The organism is Vibrio sp. R11-SG3-ISO9, from assembly GCF_059834255.1.
This window is the reverse complement of the sequence record NZ_JCBDGU010000039.1, coordinates 137,363-150,693: the sequence shown is the minus strand read 5'-3', so window position 1 is coordinate 150,693 and position 13,331 is coordinate 137,363. Positions and strand designations below refer to the sequence as shown.

At 44.5% G+C, this 13,331-nt stretch carries 16 protein-coding genes; 13 read left to right on the top strand and 3 right to left on the bottom strand.

The window, feature by feature from the left end:
* Window positions 1-12 precede the first annotated feature (12 nt).
* From AC6R05_RS13040 to AC6R05_RS12990, 11 genes are all read left to right on the top strand, one after another.
* Window positions 13-633 carry an energy transducer TonB gene (locus tag AC6R05_RS13040; RefSeq protein ID WP_032552485.1) on the top strand — a complete coding sequence of 207 codons (621 nt, stop codon included), beginning with the start codon at window positions 13-15 and terminating at the stop codon, window positions 631-633.
* On the top strand, window positions 630-1,808 hold the full coding sequence (locus AC6R05_RS13035) for a tetratricopeptide repeat protein (RefSeq protein ID WP_500647611.1): 1,179 nt from the start codon (window positions 630-632) through the stop codon (window positions 1,806-1,808). Before AC6R05_RS13040 ends, AC6R05_RS13035 begins: the two co-directional genes overlap by 4 nt.
* Window positions 1,809-2,011: 203 nt before the next feature.
* Entirely contained in the window at window positions 2,012-2,641 is a 630-nt protein-coding gene (locus tag AC6R05_RS13030; RefSeq protein WP_500647610.1) for a PepSY-associated TM helix domain-containing protein, read from the top strand.
* A gap of 52 nt (window positions 2,642-2,693) precedes the next feature.
* Window positions 2,694-3,212, top strand: coding sequence for a DUF2271 domain-containing protein (locus AC6R05_RS13025; protein ID WP_285464599.1), 519 nt, complete (start codon window positions 2,694-2,696; stop codon window positions 3,210-3,212).
* 78 nt (window positions 3,213-3,290) lie between these two features.
* Window positions 3,291-4,127 (top strand): DUF4198 domain-containing protein, encoded by an 837-nt coding sequence (locus tag AC6R05_RS13020; protein ID WP_150869537.1) that lies wholly within the window; start codon window positions 3,291-3,293, stop codon window positions 4,125-4,127.
* Between the two features lie 94 nt (window positions 4,128-4,221).
* Window positions 4,222-4,557 (top strand): type 2 periplasmic-binding domain-containing protein, encoded by a 336-nt coding sequence (locus AC6R05_RS13015; protein ID WP_331442094.1) that lies wholly within the window; start codon window positions 4,222-4,224, stop codon window positions 4,555-4,557.
* On the top strand, window positions 4,554-5,120 hold the full coding sequence (locus tag AC6R05_RS13010; RefSeq protein WP_500647609.1) for a DUF6162 family protein: 567 nt from the start codon (window positions 4,554-4,556) through the stop codon (window positions 5,118-5,120). The genes AC6R05_RS13015 and AC6R05_RS13010 overlap by 4 nt, the downstream gene beginning before the upstream one ends.
* 18 nt (window positions 5,121-5,138) lie before the next feature.
* Window positions 5,139-6,074: a metal ABC transporter solute-binding protein, Zn/Mn family gene (locus AC6R05_RS13005; protein ID WP_331442092.1), complete on the top strand. Its 936-nt coding sequence runs from the start codon at window positions 5,139-5,141 to the stop codon at window positions 6,072-6,074.
* Window positions 6,074-6,808, top strand: coding sequence for a metal ABC transporter ATP-binding protein (locus AC6R05_RS13000; RefSeq protein WP_500647608.1), 735 nt, complete (start codon window positions 6,074-6,076; stop codon window positions 6,806-6,808). Before AC6R05_RS13005 ends, AC6R05_RS13000 begins: the two co-directional genes overlap by 1 nt.
* Window positions 6,808-7,683, top strand: coding sequence for a metal ABC transporter permease (locus tag AC6R05_RS12995; RefSeq protein WP_150896373.1), 876 nt, complete (start codon window positions 6,808-6,810; stop codon window positions 7,681-7,683). The genes AC6R05_RS13000 and AC6R05_RS12995 overlap by 1 nt, the downstream gene beginning before the upstream one ends.
* Window positions 7,683-8,576, top strand: a complete 894-nt coding sequence (locus tag AC6R05_RS12990; RefSeq protein ID WP_500647607.1) for a metal ABC transporter substrate-binding protein — start codon at window positions 7,683-7,685, stop codon at window positions 8,574-8,576. The genes AC6R05_RS12995 and AC6R05_RS12990 overlap by 1 nt, the downstream gene beginning before the upstream one ends.
* A gap of 79 nt (window positions 8,577-8,655) precedes the next feature.
* On the opposite strand, the gene AC6R05_RS12985 is transcribed toward AC6R05_RS12990, so the two are convergent.
* Window positions 8,656-8,862, bottom strand: a complete 207-nt coding sequence (locus tag AC6R05_RS12985; protein ID WP_032552933.1) for a DUF2986 domain-containing protein — start codon at window positions 8,860-8,862, stop codon at window positions 8,656-8,658.
* Between the two features lie 180 nt (window positions 8,863-9,042).
* On the opposite strand from AC6R05_RS12985, the gene AC6R05_RS12980 reads away from it, so the two are divergent.
* A complete protein-coding gene (locus tag AC6R05_RS12980) occupies window positions 9,043-9,429 on the top strand; it encodes a nitrous oxide-stimulated promoter family protein (RefSeq protein ID WP_500647606.1) in 387 nt (128 codons plus the stop codon).
* Window positions 9,430-9,502: 73 nt separating this feature from the next.
* Here the strand turns inward: AC6R05_RS12980 and AC6R05_RS12975 are convergent, their stop codons facing one another.
* Window positions 9,503-10,900 carry an MATE family efflux transporter gene (locus tag AC6R05_RS12975; RefSeq protein ID WP_500647605.1) on the bottom strand — a complete coding sequence of 466 codons (1,398 nt, stop codon included), beginning with the start codon at window positions 10,898-10,900 and terminating at the stop codon, window positions 9,503-9,505.
* A 50-nt stretch (window positions 10,901-10,950) separates the two neighbouring features.
* On the opposite strand from AC6R05_RS12975, the gene AC6R05_RS12970 reads away from it, so the two are divergent.
* On the top strand, window positions 10,951-11,847 hold the full coding sequence (locus tag AC6R05_RS12970; RefSeq protein WP_500647604.1) for a helix-turn-helix transcriptional regulator: 897 nt from the start codon (window positions 10,951-10,953) through the stop codon (window positions 11,845-11,847).
* A 198-nt stretch (window positions 11,848-12,045) separates the two neighbouring features.
* On the opposite strand, the gene AC6R05_RS12965 is transcribed toward AC6R05_RS12970, so the two are convergent.
* Window positions 12,046-13,197 carry an MFS transporter gene (locus AC6R05_RS12965; protein ID WP_500647603.1) on the bottom strand — a complete coding sequence of 384 codons (1,152 nt, stop codon included), beginning with the start codon at window positions 13,195-13,197 and terminating at the stop codon, window positions 12,046-12,048.
* Window positions 13,198-13,331 lie beyond the last annotated feature (134 nt).

The window sequence follows — 13,331 nt, the reverse complement described above, 5'->3', positions numbered from 1 at the left end:
GGGAGTTCGCCGATGATTCGCTTATTTCTCGCTCTACCTATCGCCAGTGCCTTAGGTTTGGCTCTATTCTCGTTTATGGCTTGGATGGTGGACAATGGTCACCAACGTGCTCCTGAGAAAAGTGAGAGCCTAACCTTCAACATGGTGATGATGGAGCAAGAACAAGAAGTTCAGAGAAGACAACGTGCCGTTCCAGAGCAACCAGAGATGCCAGAGCCACCACCAGAAGCTCAAGCCTCAACATCGCAAGCGAACGTTACGCCTTTGAATACGATGTCTTCATTACCAGCGTTGGATGTGGACACTGCAATCGAAGGAGTTGCTATTAAAGCGCCAACGTTTTCGGATATCGGTACGAGTCAACAAGTGATGCCTCTGTATCGTGTTGAACCTCGATATCCAGCCAAGGCACTAAAGCGTGGTGCAGAAGGTTTTGTTTCGTTGAGTTTTACTATCGATGAAACTGGACGCCCAACAAATATTCAAGTAATTGGTGCTGAACCTAGGCGTATGTTTGAACGCGCAGCCATGCGTGCGCTCAAAAAGTGGAAGTACCAACCTAAGATAGTCAATGGTAAAGCAGTGGCTCAAACAGGGATAACGGTTAAAATTGACTTTAAGATGGATAAATGATGAAAAAAGTATGGATGTTAGCAGGCCTGATATTGATGCCCTTTGTCATAGAAGCCAAGGAGCTTAGTCAATATACAGCGATACGTGTGCAGAAAGCTGGTCAGTTAGCGCAAGACGAGAAAATTAAAGAAGCTATAGAGACTCTGGTTAGTATAGAAACTGAGCGAGCCTACGACAAAGCGTATATATCTTTTCGGCTAGGTAGTTACTATTGGCAAACTGATAACACATCAGCAGCGATCAAGCAGTTAACATATGCTGTTGATTCAGGGCTTCTTTTAAATGATCAACCTTGGTTTGCGCAACGAATGTTGGCTGATCTGTTATTGAATGAACAAGAGTTTAAAAAAGCCTTACCTCATTACTACGAGCTGGTCAAAACTGTACCGGAGACTGAAAAGACAGATCAGCTTTGGTTACGTATTGCTCAAGTAGAGTATCGACTTGAGAGTTGGCAAAAAATTCTATCAGCGATTGCTAAATATGAGGAGTTCAACAAGGCACCTGAACTCCTGCCTTTATCACTTAAATTTAGTGCTCAATACGAACTCAAACAGTGGAAGCAGTCTATTCAAACGCTCGAAAGTTTGATAACTCTACAACCGGACCAGGCCAAATGGTGGCGTTACTTGGCGAGTATTCAGATCACATTAGATCGTAGTCGAGATGCGTTGAACACACTCGCATTGGCTGAATTACAAGGTGTCGAGATCAGCGACTCTGATCGTCGTTTAATGGCACAACTGTATGCTAAACGTGGTATTCCAGAACGTGCCGCAAAAGAAATCAGTAAGCTGAGTAACGCATCGAGTGACGCGCAGCTACTTGCAGAGCAAGCAACGTACTGGCAATTGGCTCGCGAATGGGACCAAGCTATTGAAATCTGGACTCTAGCGGCTAAGCAGAAACCAAAATATCACTGGAATGTTGCTCAACTCATGGTGCAACAGGGTTATTACAGCAAAGCCTTGGTCGAACTGGATAAAGTCAAAGAGAAGGATAAGCAAGCGGATGTTGCGCTGGCTAAAGTTCGTTCTTGGTACAAACTAAAAGACCTTGAGAAAGCTCTGATTCATGCCAAGAAAGCAGAGAATCTAGAGTCTTCTAAAACGGCTCAAGGTTGGATCAAATACCTGTCTCAGCTCCGCAGAGTGAGCAATAACGACGCTGTCTAACTCTCGAAGTTATAAGGCCTTGTTCTAAACTCTATTTAAAACGCCATCGACTTACGTTGATGGCGTTTTTTTATAAATCTCACATCTAAATTCAATCACTTATCACTCCAAAAGCCTTACAAACGTAAACAATGTAAATTGAATGCCAATAAGAATGATTATCAACTAAATTGTCGCCCATAAATATTATAGGTACGTTTGGTATGTGGTTAAAAAGTAGGGCGGTTCAAATGTGGGCGCGCCGCCTTCATGTGTATATCTCAATGGCACTTCTTCTGGTGGTGTTGTTCTTCTCAGTAACTGGCATCACTCTAAATAGGCCAGAGCTTTTTGAGGCTTCGAAGCCAAATATTCAAAGTCATTCATTGACCTTACCTAGTCACCTATTCACGGTTCAAAATGAGCGATTGACCCCTAATGCAAAAGCTTTTCAACAGTTTTTGGTTGAAAAAGCAGACATATCGGGTACGCCTTCAGGCCTGGACATCTATACAGAAATTGAAGATGGCGAGCTATTGATTGGCGAAGTCTCAATGGATTTCAAAGGACCAGGTTATAACGCGTCTGTGTTCGCAGATGTGGTGATGCAAACCGTTGAAGTTGAGACGACAGATTATGGCGTTATCGCTTTGCTCAATGATCTGCATAAAGGTCGAAATAGCGGAGAGGTATGGAAGTGGTTCATCGATATCACTGCGCTTTTGATGATCTTCTTCGTGATCACTGGTGTGTGTTTATTACTTCCCAAAAAGAAAACGCTCAATACATCGATTAAGTGGATGCTGTTTGGATCTGTGTTGTCTTGGTTTATCTATTTTGTTGCTGTTCCGTAGTGCTGTTTAGTAGCGCTATAAACAAGTTAAATGGACTTTTTAAGGTTAAATAATGAAAAAAATCACCTGGAGTAAAGCTCTGATTGCGCTTTCTCTTCTTCCGACGTTCAGTATGGCTCAATCGTTGCCTGAATCGGCAAAGTTAGACGTTCAATTCGAATTACCAAAAATTGATACCACTATGTACGCAAGGCCTTATGTTGCTGTATGGGTGGAGGATAGCTCTCGTAAATCTGTAAAAACCATCGAATTGTGGGTGGGTAAAGATGAATGGCTGAAAGATCTCCGTAGTTGGTGGAGAAAAGTAGGGCGTTACGACCGCGAATTGGTTGATGCGGTTACTTCTGCGACGCGCCCAGCTGGTCAGTACCGATTCGTATGGGACGGAAAAAGTGATAGCGGTGAAAAGTTAGAACAAGGCGAATACACGATTCACATCGAAGTGGTTCGTGAGCACGGTGGTCGTAACTACTTACGTCAAAAAGTAATGCTCGGTAGCGAAAACGTCAGCTACCAACTAAAGCCTACCGAAGAAACTGGCGAAATTACTCTAGATTACCTAGTGAATTAATCACCCTACGAAATACAAAGCACATAAGCAGCTTTAAAACTCTATTAATCGATTTATACAGAAAGAATGGACTTATTCATGATGAAACAAACAAAGATGAAAGCGTTAGCTCTCGCTGGCGTTATGGCATTCGGTCTTGCAGCGACCACAACGGCTCAAGCACACCCACGCTGGATTCTTCCTTCTCATTTTACAGTTTCTAAAGAGGGCGGCGATTGGTTAACTTTTGATGTGACAGCGTCTCACGGAACATTTGTTTTTGATAAGCCTGCTGGTAGCGAAAGCGCACAAATCATCATGCCAGATGGCCGCAAAGAGCGCCCAAACTTTGTTATCCGCGGTAAACGCCGTTCAAGCTTTGACTTCTATTTTGAAGAAGAAGGCACGCACAAGGTCGCGGTAAACAACGTTCCTTCTTACTACACGCAGTATAAAGCAGGCCGTCGCGACACTGTAAAATGGATGCGCGCTAACAAAGCAGAGCGTGATGCGTTGCTTCCTGAAAAGGCTCGTGATGTTGTGACTCAAATTAGCTACACCCGAGCGGAAAGCTACATTACCGTGGGTAAGCCGACTGAGAAGGCGTTTGAGATTGAAGGCAAGCTGCTTGAGATGAAACCTATTACTCACCCTGCAGATATCATTGAAGGTGAACCGGTTACTTTCCAATTCTTCTACAACGGAGAGATTCAGAAAGGCGTAACTGCGGAAATTACACGTGAAGGTACACTTTATCGTAACCACCAAGAGCAGATTGATGTGGTGAGCGATGAAAATGGCGAAATTACATTTACACCAGATGTAGCGGGTCGTTACGTAATGAAAGCAAACTACAAAGGTGAACTGAAAGACAACCCATTAGCGGACAAAGCAAGTTCAAATGTTCACCTAACATTTGAAGCGCTTCTTCAATAATCGATAGAAAAAGACGGTTTTATATTTAGGGCTCACTTGAGCCCTTTGTTGCTCAGTAAAGACACTGAGTTTTCCCTTTGCTAGGTAAAGAGTTATGAGAATAAAAACAAAATTAATCGGTTTAGCTAAACCATGTTTGGCTTTGGGTCTTGGCGTGATCGCGTTACCAGCACAGGCACACTTCCCATTAATGAGCTGCTGGTTTGAGAACGAGATTGTTGCATGTGAAGCGGGTTACTCTGATGGTAGTAAGGCAATCGACTATTCAGTTGAAATGTTTGACTACGAAGACAACTTAATTGCCAAAGAGATGACGGATAAACGCTCTATCGCTGAATTCAAGAAGCCAGACGCGGACTTTTACATCGTGTTTGATTCGGGGCACGAGTTTCCTGTTGAAGTTGATGTCGTTGAGATCAGTGAAAAATGATCATTCAGTCTGTTAGAGCCGATACTGGCGGCAGAGAAGGTAAATGGGTGGCACTGATCATCGCTTCTATCTTAGGCTTTGCAACACTTGCTATACCATACCACCAAGCAGAAATTCACGTCACTACCGCATTTGAGCATCAGATTCTTGTTACCGACGTTGAACAAGAAAACCTCGCTATGCTTGCAGAGCTTCGATTGGCTCATGAAGAAATCCGGGATCTTTATCTAGACAATGATGAGCAATGGTCCGATGTAGAGTTCCTGCAAGAGGAATGGGTAGCGCCATTTACTCAAGATCAAAGCTGGAAAAGAAAAGGTGAACACAGCTGGAAGCTTCTAGGTTCAGGTTACTATTTTTCCTCACCGAAGCTAGAAGGTTTTGCCGACTCTTTTCTGATGAACGCAAACTCTATCGCTCCCGAGATTTGGATTAATCTGAAAGGTCAGGTTGAAGCACCAACGAAATTCGATATTGATTCATTATCAGCAGCAGGATGGAAGCAGGTGGTTACAGAGTCAGAAGCTTTGGTAAATCAGCATCACGAAGATGATGCACATTAAAAAAATATGAGAGAGCGCATGCGAATTATTACACTATTTGTCCTATTCTGGGCGTCTTTAAGCTCTATGTTTGCGAACGCCGCAGACTACAAAATTGATGAAAACAAACTGACTGTCGGCATCACACTTCAGCCTTACTATAGCTACGTTAAAGCGGTAGTTGGTGATAAAGTTAATATCCTCCCTTTGGTTGATGCAGGCTTTAACCCTCACAACTACTTGCCACAACCAAACGACTTAAAACGCCTCAGCCAGATGGATGCGATTGTTGTGAATGGTATTGGTCACGATGATTTCGCACTTAAAGTCATTGCTGCGTCACAACGTAACGACTTAGTGGTGATTGAAGCGAATAAAGAAGTGCCTCTACTGCCTGCACTCGGGCAATCTGTAGGCCAAGGTGCAGTAAATCCTCATACTTTCGTTGGGCTTTCTACGACTATCCAAAAGGTTTACACCATTGCTAGCGAACTATCTAAGCTTGACCCTGATAATGCGAAGTTTTACCGCAAGAATGCCCGCAAATACGCAAAGCAATTCCGTTACATGAAACGTGATGCGATGCTTTCTTTGGGTGAGCTAGACACGTCTGGGATGAAAGTAGCCACAACTCACAATGCTTACGGTTACATCTTACAAGAATTTGGTGTTGACGTAGCGGCGGTAATTGAACCAGCACACGGTGTAGAGCCAAGCGCAAGTCAACTTCAAGAAACTATCGAGAAGATCCGCCAATCGGGTATTGATGTACTCTTCTACGAACTGAATATGCCTAACCGCTTTGTCGACACCATTGAAACTGAAACCGGTGTTCAGTTATATCGCTTCTCACACATGACGCATGGTGAATATGAAGACGACAAAGTCGAAGTTGAAATGAAACAAAATTTAGAAACCCTGATCGAAGCGATGAAGTTCGCTGCTAAGAATCAATCAGAAAAAGGGAAGGCATAATGCAAGGCCCTTCAATTTCTATCAATCGGCTCGGTCTCCAATACGATAATAATGTCATTCTTGAGGACATTTCTCTTGAGTTGGGCTCTGGCGAGTGTCATGTGATCATGGGACCAAACGGTGGTGGTAAAACATCTCTGCTTCGCTCAGTTCTCGGTTTAACGCCTTTTAGTGGTGACATCGATATCCATTGGCCAGAAAAGCCAAGTATTGGTTATGTACCTCAGAAAGCGACTTTTGAGGCGAGTCTACCGCTAACTGTCATGGATTTCGTATTGCTTAACCAGAGCCGTGTACCATTGTTTTGGCGTCGTAAATCTAAGCAATTGCAAATGGCTTTGTCCCAACTAGACCGCGTCGGTATGGCAACACGTAGCGACCGCCGTATGGGACAGCTATCGGGTGGTGAACAGCAACGTGTTTTGTTTGCTCAAGCGCTACTGGATAACCCAAGCCTTCTGGTGCTTGATGAGCCAACTACAGGCATGGATGAACAAGGTGTTAGATATTTAGAGTCGCTCATTCGTGAGTGTGTTGATGAGGGTAGAACAATCCTTGCTGTTCATCACGACGTTACAGCCGTAAGACGACTCGAAGCGAATGTTCATGTTGTGAATCGTGGGTTGGTTGACAGTGGCGCGCATCAAGAAGTGTTGCACCCGAGCAAGATCGAAAGCTTATTCCAACACTATAGCAGTGGCTCAAATTACACCAAACAGTCGGAGGTAGCGTAATGGATTGGCTACGTGAATTGGCGGTTTCTGGTGTTGAGGCTGGCATACTGTCTGAAAGTTTTATGTATGCCTTTATGGTAAACGCACTGGTGGCAGCTCTATTGTTAGGCCCGTTACTTGGTGGCTTAGGTACTTTGGTTATTGCTAAGCGTTTGGCATTTTTCTCTGAGGCCGTTGGTCACGCCGCATTGACGGGGATTGCTATCGGAGTGTTACTTGGCGAGCCACCAGAGAATCCGTTTATTGGCCTTTTCAGCTTCTGCATGATCTTCGCATTGTTACTGCATTTCGTAAGAAACAGAACCAACGTTCCTTATGATACTTTGGTGGGGGTATTTTTAGCATTGGCGTTAGCTGTGGGCGCGGCGCTTTTGATGTATGTCGCGCGTAAGATCAACATCCATATGCTAGAGAACGTGTTGTTTGGTTCGATATTAACAGTGACGGACCGCGACTTAGCGATTCTAGCAGGAAGCTGCGCATTGATTATCTTGCTACTGATTCCAACGTTTAACCGTATTCTACTGACCTGTATTAGCCCTGATATTGCAAAAGTGCGCGGTTACAACACCAGTTTCTACGACTATCTGTTCGTAATGATGATCACCTTGGTTACCATCGCTGCGGTTAAGATTGTTGGAGCTGTGTTGGTGGGCGCACTGTTGCTTATCCCAGGCGCTACAGCTCGTTTGTTAACAAAGCGCATGGGCAGTTTTGTGCTGTTATCTGCGTTGTTAGCAACCATTGCGTGTTTAGTAGGAACCATATTACCGATGGAGCTGAAACTTCCAGTCCCTTCAGGTGCATCTATCATTATCGTGTCTGCAAGCTTCTTCCTTCTGGCGACACTATATCGAATCGTGAGAAAAGCGTAATGATTAATCGAAAGTTAAAGAAAGTAGGGCTAGCGTCGAGTTTAGCGACTGTGTGCATATTCTCTGCAGCAAGCCATGCGGAAGATATTTTGGTCAGCACACCTGTGACTTATGCATTGGCGACTGAATTAACAAAAGGCACAGAGCTAACAACGGAATACCTACCTCCAAAGCGATACGGTATTGAACGTTTGCCGAATTGGTTCTCAACGAAAGGCCAAGCGAAAGTCATGGCGTCGGGTGCGGAAGCAACGGTAGCGCTAACTCTGGGCTCAGTATGGCCTGAGGACCCAACGTTTGTACATGCGAGGCAAGCCAATATTCGTCTGGTCGAGGTAGATGCTGCACAAGCTATTACACCGAGAGCACAGGGCGTGGCTGCGTTGACGTTGCCGAATGGCCAAGTATCAAAATATGCGTGGTTGAATCCGACGAACTTAACTCGCATGGCGGCAATTGTTGCAGACGATTTTAAAAAGCTTTGGCCTACGAAAGCTGAGCAGATTGAAGGCAACCTACAACGTATCATGTTGGACGTGCGCGAGCTGATCAATCAACAACAAGCTGTGCTTCTCGATAATGAAGTAGATTCCGTAGTGTTGCTTAATGAAAGCCTTGAAGATTTTGCGTCAGGCAGTCAGTTGTTCGTTGAAGAGAGATTGTTCACGGCGGAACTAGAGTGGTCAGAACAAGACAAAGCAAACCTTAAAGCGTTGTTTGAAGATGATGATTCGTTATGGCTAGTCACATCACGAAAGCCAACCAAACTACTTAAATCTTTGGTACCAGAAAGTCGCATTTTGGTGGTCGACTCGTTAGATCGTTGGGGGCGTGCAGGTATTGACTCACAGATGCCATTAAAACGCTGGGAGCTAAAACCAGTTAAGAGCTAACTTCGATAACATCCATAACTAAAAAAGCAGCCACGAGGGCTGCTTTTTCGTATTTATGATTCGATACAGTGAATCTGTTTTATTCAGACGCGGTATCGCTATCGCTGCTTGTTTCAGAAGAAAGGTCACTTTGCTCTGCAGCAGCTTGTTGTGCTTTCTCTTCTTCTTCCATTTTTGCGCGCTCAGCTTTTGAGATGTAGCGAGGTTTATTGCTCTTATGCAGCTTGGCGTTCGCCTTTTTCTGTTTCTTTTTTAATATATCATTGATCTTTTTCTTGCGATTCATGGCTGCATAACCTTGTAATTTATTAAGGCGTTGGAGGATAATCATTTTAGATAAATAACTCAATGCTTGAGTGGCGATTTAACGCAATGAGATAAGGACATGATAGGTAGGCGAATACGATTCGTCTGTATACACAAAGGAGTGTGGATTTGTCGCTCAATGGTTGGCAAGTGAGAGTTCATGTACCAAAGCAAAGATATATTAATTGGTGGGTTAGCAACCGAGTTTAAAACGGTTGTTGCTATGGTTGAGATCTATTGTAAAGATCATCATAAGACGAACGTTCTGTGTCAGGAGTGCACCGCTCTGCTTGAGTATGCAGAGACGCGTTTGGACCGATGTCCATATGGTGAGGCAAAACCAACTTGCAATAAGTGTCCAATACACTGTTATAAACCTGACCCTAAAGAACAGATGCGCTTGGTCATGCGCTACTCAGGGCCGAGGATGTTACTTAAACATCCAATATTGGCGATTCGTCACCTGTTACACGAAAGGCGTGTTGCTCCAATTAAGCCCGAAGCGAATGCTTCAAATCGCCATGTAAGGATGAGTAAGAACAAATAGAATAAGGGCCTGTCAGTCAGGCCCTTATCTTTGATATTATCATTGTGTGTCAGTAGACATGTTTAGAAAAGTGTTAAGCTGTTTGAGGCTCTTCTGTACTAATCGTCAGGTTATTGATCCAACGGCGGCTCATATAGCGATGTGAACAGATCGCTAACTTCACCACTTCTTCTACTAACATCAGTCCGTAGATGTATTTGAAATCCCACCCTGCAATGAAGGCGCCGTAGAAGCAGACGGGAATACCCACCATCCACATTGCGATAAAGTCCATTCTTAGGCAGAAAGGGTTATCTCCGCCTGCGCGAATAATACCGTTGATGATCACCATGTTTAGCATACGAATCACCACCGCAAAGCACATGATAGTGATTGCTGGTGATGCAAGTGGGTAGAGTGCAGTCTCATCGAGGTTTAGCCATGTAAGAACATGTTCTTTGCCCATAAATAGAGCAGCACCCACTAGTACGCCGAAACCTACTACCGCTTTAATAAACGTCAGCCCCATACGCATCGCTTGGTCAAACTCGTCACGACCAAGTGAATGACCAAGCAACACTGAGCACGCGACGGATATACCGAAGAACACGGAATAACAAAGCGACTCAAAAGGCGCCAACATAGAGAACACAGCAAGCTCAGTGGTTCCCATGTGACCAAAGATCATTTGATACGCCATAGTCCCAACAGCCCAAAGAACGGCGTTAAGCGTCAATGGCAATGCTAACCGACGGTAAGAAAGCCATAACGAAGGGCGGTGCATTGAGCTCTCTGTTGTTAGCAACCAGTGTTTTTTCACTCTCATGTACGCGTACATCATGCCGACTTGAATTAAGCGCGCTAATGTTGTCGCTAAAGCTGCACCCGCTACGCCCATCGCTGGTAAACCAAATGCACCTTGAATCAGCACAAAGTTTAACGCGATGTTTAGTGCGATGGTAATCGCACCCAGAATCAGCGGTGTCACGGTATCTCCAGAAGAACGCATGCTTGCTTCTGTCACAATCACAATGTGTGTCAGTAGCAATACTGGGAAACCGTACCAAAGATAAGTTGCACCTAAGTCAATGACAGATTGATCGCTGGTTTGCAGCATCATTAACAGTTTTGCTCCTAAGGTGATTACCAAGGTAACAGGTACCAGTACCTTAAGACCGAACGTCATAGCGATTGAGGTCACGGTGCGAGCGCTCTTGCGGTCACTTTTGCCCCAATATTGAGCAACCAGCGTACCGTTTGCTGATGCTAGTCCTGCCATAATCATAATAGCGACGAAATGCCATTTTGATGCGATTCCCACAGCGGCAGCGGCTTCCATACCAAAATCACTCACCATTAGCACATCGGCTAAGGCAAGTATTGCAACCAAGGCGCTTTGTAAGGCGACAGGCAAACCAAGCTTGATTATACGAGATAAAAGGTGCTCTGGCTTGTGGATGGCATTTGAGTTAGGGTTAATGTTCGTGGTCATAAGCTCTCCAATTGATGGCAGAACTATAGTGATTTGGAAGAGATAAAAACATGTTCAAAAAACAACAAAGCCTGTGCAAATCCGTCATTGATGAAATGAAACCAAAAACCGTTTGGCAAGATGAAGTCTTTCTTGCCGAAACATGTAAAGAGCGGTTTTTGACCGTTGAAGATATTCCAGAAATGAAACGAAGTGGTGTATTCATGGGGGGAATGGCGAAGCTGTATGATCAGTATTGGGTCGAGCGAGAGCGAGTGAACGTTCATACTTTGATTTTCACTCAAGAAGGAGGAGGAATCTTAACCACGCCAGATTATGTCCAAGAGATCTCTCCTTACACTTTGGTTGTCCTTCCGGCGGGTAGCGCGTTTCGCTTTGAATTAGACCCACAACAAAACTTTTGGAAAATGGCGTGGATGCTATTGCCTGATACTGAACAGTGGGAGCACATTGCAGACTTAGGTCAGTCGATTGTGCCGTTCAGTGAGTGTGAGCAAGTCTGGTCATTAATGAATCTGATCTACTTTGAGATCGGAGGACGAGCTAGCTATCGCAAGTTGTTGGTCAGTGAAATCGTAAGAATGCTGACCGGATTTGAACCTAAGTCCACCAGCACAACAGCGCGAGTTCAAGCGCTCTACAATGAAATCGAAAGTAGCTTACACCTGCCTTGGACTGTTGCAGGTATGGCGGAACAGGTATTTGTTAGTGAAGAACAACTGAATAGGGTGACTAAGTCTCTGTTCCACATGTCACCAAGGAGTAAGCTGATTCAGTTAAGAATGGAAAAAGCCGCAAGTTTACTCAAGTATCGAGAATGGTCGATCTCGATGATCTCACATCGTTTGGGCTATAAAGATCCATATAATTTCTCGCACCGATTTAAAAAGCACTTTGGACTATCTCCAAGCCAATATCGTAAGCGGCTGATTGACCATGTTAAGTAATTAAAGGGCTAAATGATCATTGTTCGATTTTGCTGATGTAGAAAGCAAAGTAATGAATGAAAGAACGAGAGTGTTATTGGCCGGAGTGAGAATGCAGTGATGAGTGCTTGTGTTAGATTCGACAAGAAAATTTGGCGCTGAACTTAGTGTGTGGAGTGTACTAAAGTTTCAGCGCCAAAGTGTTTGTGGAGAAGCTTATTATTCGCCCGCAATTTGTAGGTGAGAGCGCTTTAGGCTTGCAATCAACATGTAGATCGTTGTCGCCAAAAGAGAGGCAAACAAGTAGGTAAACAAACCTGCTTGAGAATCCATGAAGCTATCCGCGACGATCGGGCCAGCAACCGAGCCAATGCTGTAGCAAAGTAGCATCACTTGCGTTACAGACACCAGGTAGCTTGGGTCTAAGTTGCGGCAACCTAGGTTAATTGCAATTGGGTATAGAGCGAATGTCGCCATCCCAAGTGCAAAAAGGCTCATGCCTAGCACGTAAAGGCCTGCGTTAAGTGTCAGTACCGCAATGCTAGCAACGCCCATTAGGCTAAATAGTGCCATCAATAGGACTTGACCAACATATTTAGACAACAAAGTGACAACCGGTTGTACTGCCATACCACCAATGATAACCAGTGCCATTAGGCCACCAATGTCTTCGTGTGCAATGTTACGCTGTTCTAGTTCTACAGGCATCAGACCGTAGATAGCACCTAATGTTAAGCCGGACACAATGCAGCCGATAAGCGCGCTGTGGCTCAGTTTGCTGATCTGCTTAAGTGACAATGTTTGTGCGTCGTGCATCTGTGGTGCGGTTGCTTGACCGTAAAGCAATACAATGATCGCGCCGAACAACAGTGTGAACATTGCAATGAACGGCACGCCACCAGTGATACCTAAGTAACCAATGCCTAACTGACCAATAGCAGAGCCACCGTAAAGTGAACACATGTAAATAGCCAAGCGTTTTGCACGTTGAGACTCTTCACCGCTCATTAGCCAAGATTCAACGATGACAAAGATACCCGCAACAGAGATACCCGCAATGAATCGTGCTGCTAACCAGACTGCTGCATTAGGAAGTAATGGCAGTACAAGAATCGTTGCGATAAACACACTTAAGCAAAGCACGAATGCACGTTGGTGACCAACTTTTGCAATCGCACGCTCAATCAGTAACGTGCCTGCTAATAGACCTGCATAGAACGCACTTGCTAACCAACTCGATAATGAGCTTTCTAGACCGTACTCAGATAACATTAATGGCAAAGAGCTCATCAAGTAACCTGATGCAATCGCGTAGAAAGACAGTGCAATAACTGGAACGGTTATGCGAGTGTTGGTTTGGATGTTGTCCAATGCGGGAGCCTCTATATAGTTGTGGAACAGTGAATTTTCCGCGACTATGGGGCACAAAGGGCGTTAGGTAAAACGAATTAAAATGACCGTTAAGATAAAGGATTTTTATCGAGCAGAATCGATAAATTAACGGC

Excerpts from the sequence above, each read along its gene's own strand:
- AC6R05_RS13020 (WP_150869537.1), top strand. The coding sequence starts at position 3,291 with ATGATGAAACAAACAAAGATGAAAGCGTTAGCTCTCGCTGGCGTTATG.
- AC6R05_RS13035 (WP_500647611.1), top strand. The coding sequence starts at position 630 with ATGATGAAAAAAGTATGGATGTTAGCAGGCCTGATATTGATGCCCTTT.
- AC6R05_RS12995 (WP_150896373.1), top strand. The coding sequence starts at position 6,808 with ATGGATTGGCTACGTGAATTGGCGGTTTCTGGTGTTGAGGCTGGCATA.
- AC6R05_RS12985 (WP_032552933.1), bottom strand. The coding sequence starts at position 8,862 with ATGAATCGCAAGAAAAAGATCAATGATATATTAAAAAAGAAACAGAAA.
- AC6R05_RS12980 (WP_500647606.1), top strand. The coding sequence starts at position 9,043 with ATGTACCAAAGCAAAGATATATTAATTGGTGGGTTAGCAACCGAGTTT.
- AC6R05_RS13025 (WP_285464599.1), top strand. The coding sequence starts at position 2,694 with ATGAAAAAAATCACCTGGAGTAAAGCTCTGATTGCGCTTTCTCTTCTT.
- AC6R05_RS13000 (WP_500647608.1), top strand. The coding sequence starts at position 6,074 with ATGCAAGGCCCTTCAATTTCTATCAATCGGCTCGGTCTCCAATACGAT.
- AC6R05_RS12970 (WP_500647604.1), top strand. The coding sequence starts at position 10,951 with ATGTTCAAAAAACAACAAAGCCTGTGCAAATCCGTCATTGATGAAATG.
- AC6R05_RS12990 (WP_500647607.1), top strand. The coding sequence starts at position 7,683 with ATGATTAATCGAAAGTTAAAGAAAGTAGGGCTAGCGTCGAGTTTAGCG.
- AC6R05_RS13015 (WP_331442094.1), top strand. The coding sequence starts at position 4,222 with ATGAGAATAAAAACAAAATTAATCGGTTTAGCTAAACCATGTTTGGCT.
- AC6R05_RS13030 (WP_500647610.1), top strand. The coding sequence starts at position 2,012 with ATGTGGTTAAAAAGTAGGGCGGTTCAAATGTGGGCGCGCCGCCTTCAT.
- AC6R05_RS13040 (WP_032552485.1), top strand. The coding sequence starts at position 13 with ATGATTCGCTTATTTCTCGCTCTACCTATCGCCAGTGCCTTAGGTTTG.
- AC6R05_RS13010 (WP_500647609.1), top strand. The coding sequence starts at position 4,554 with ATGATCATTCAGTCTGTTAGAGCCGATACTGGCGGCAGAGAAGGTAAA.
- AC6R05_RS12975 (WP_500647605.1), bottom strand. The coding sequence starts at position 10,900 with ATGACCACGAACATTAACCCTAACTCAAATGCCATCCACAAGCCAGAG.
- AC6R05_RS13005 (WP_331442092.1), top strand. The coding sequence starts at position 5,139 with ATGCGAATTATTACACTATTTGTCCTATTCTGGGCGTCTTTAAGCTCT.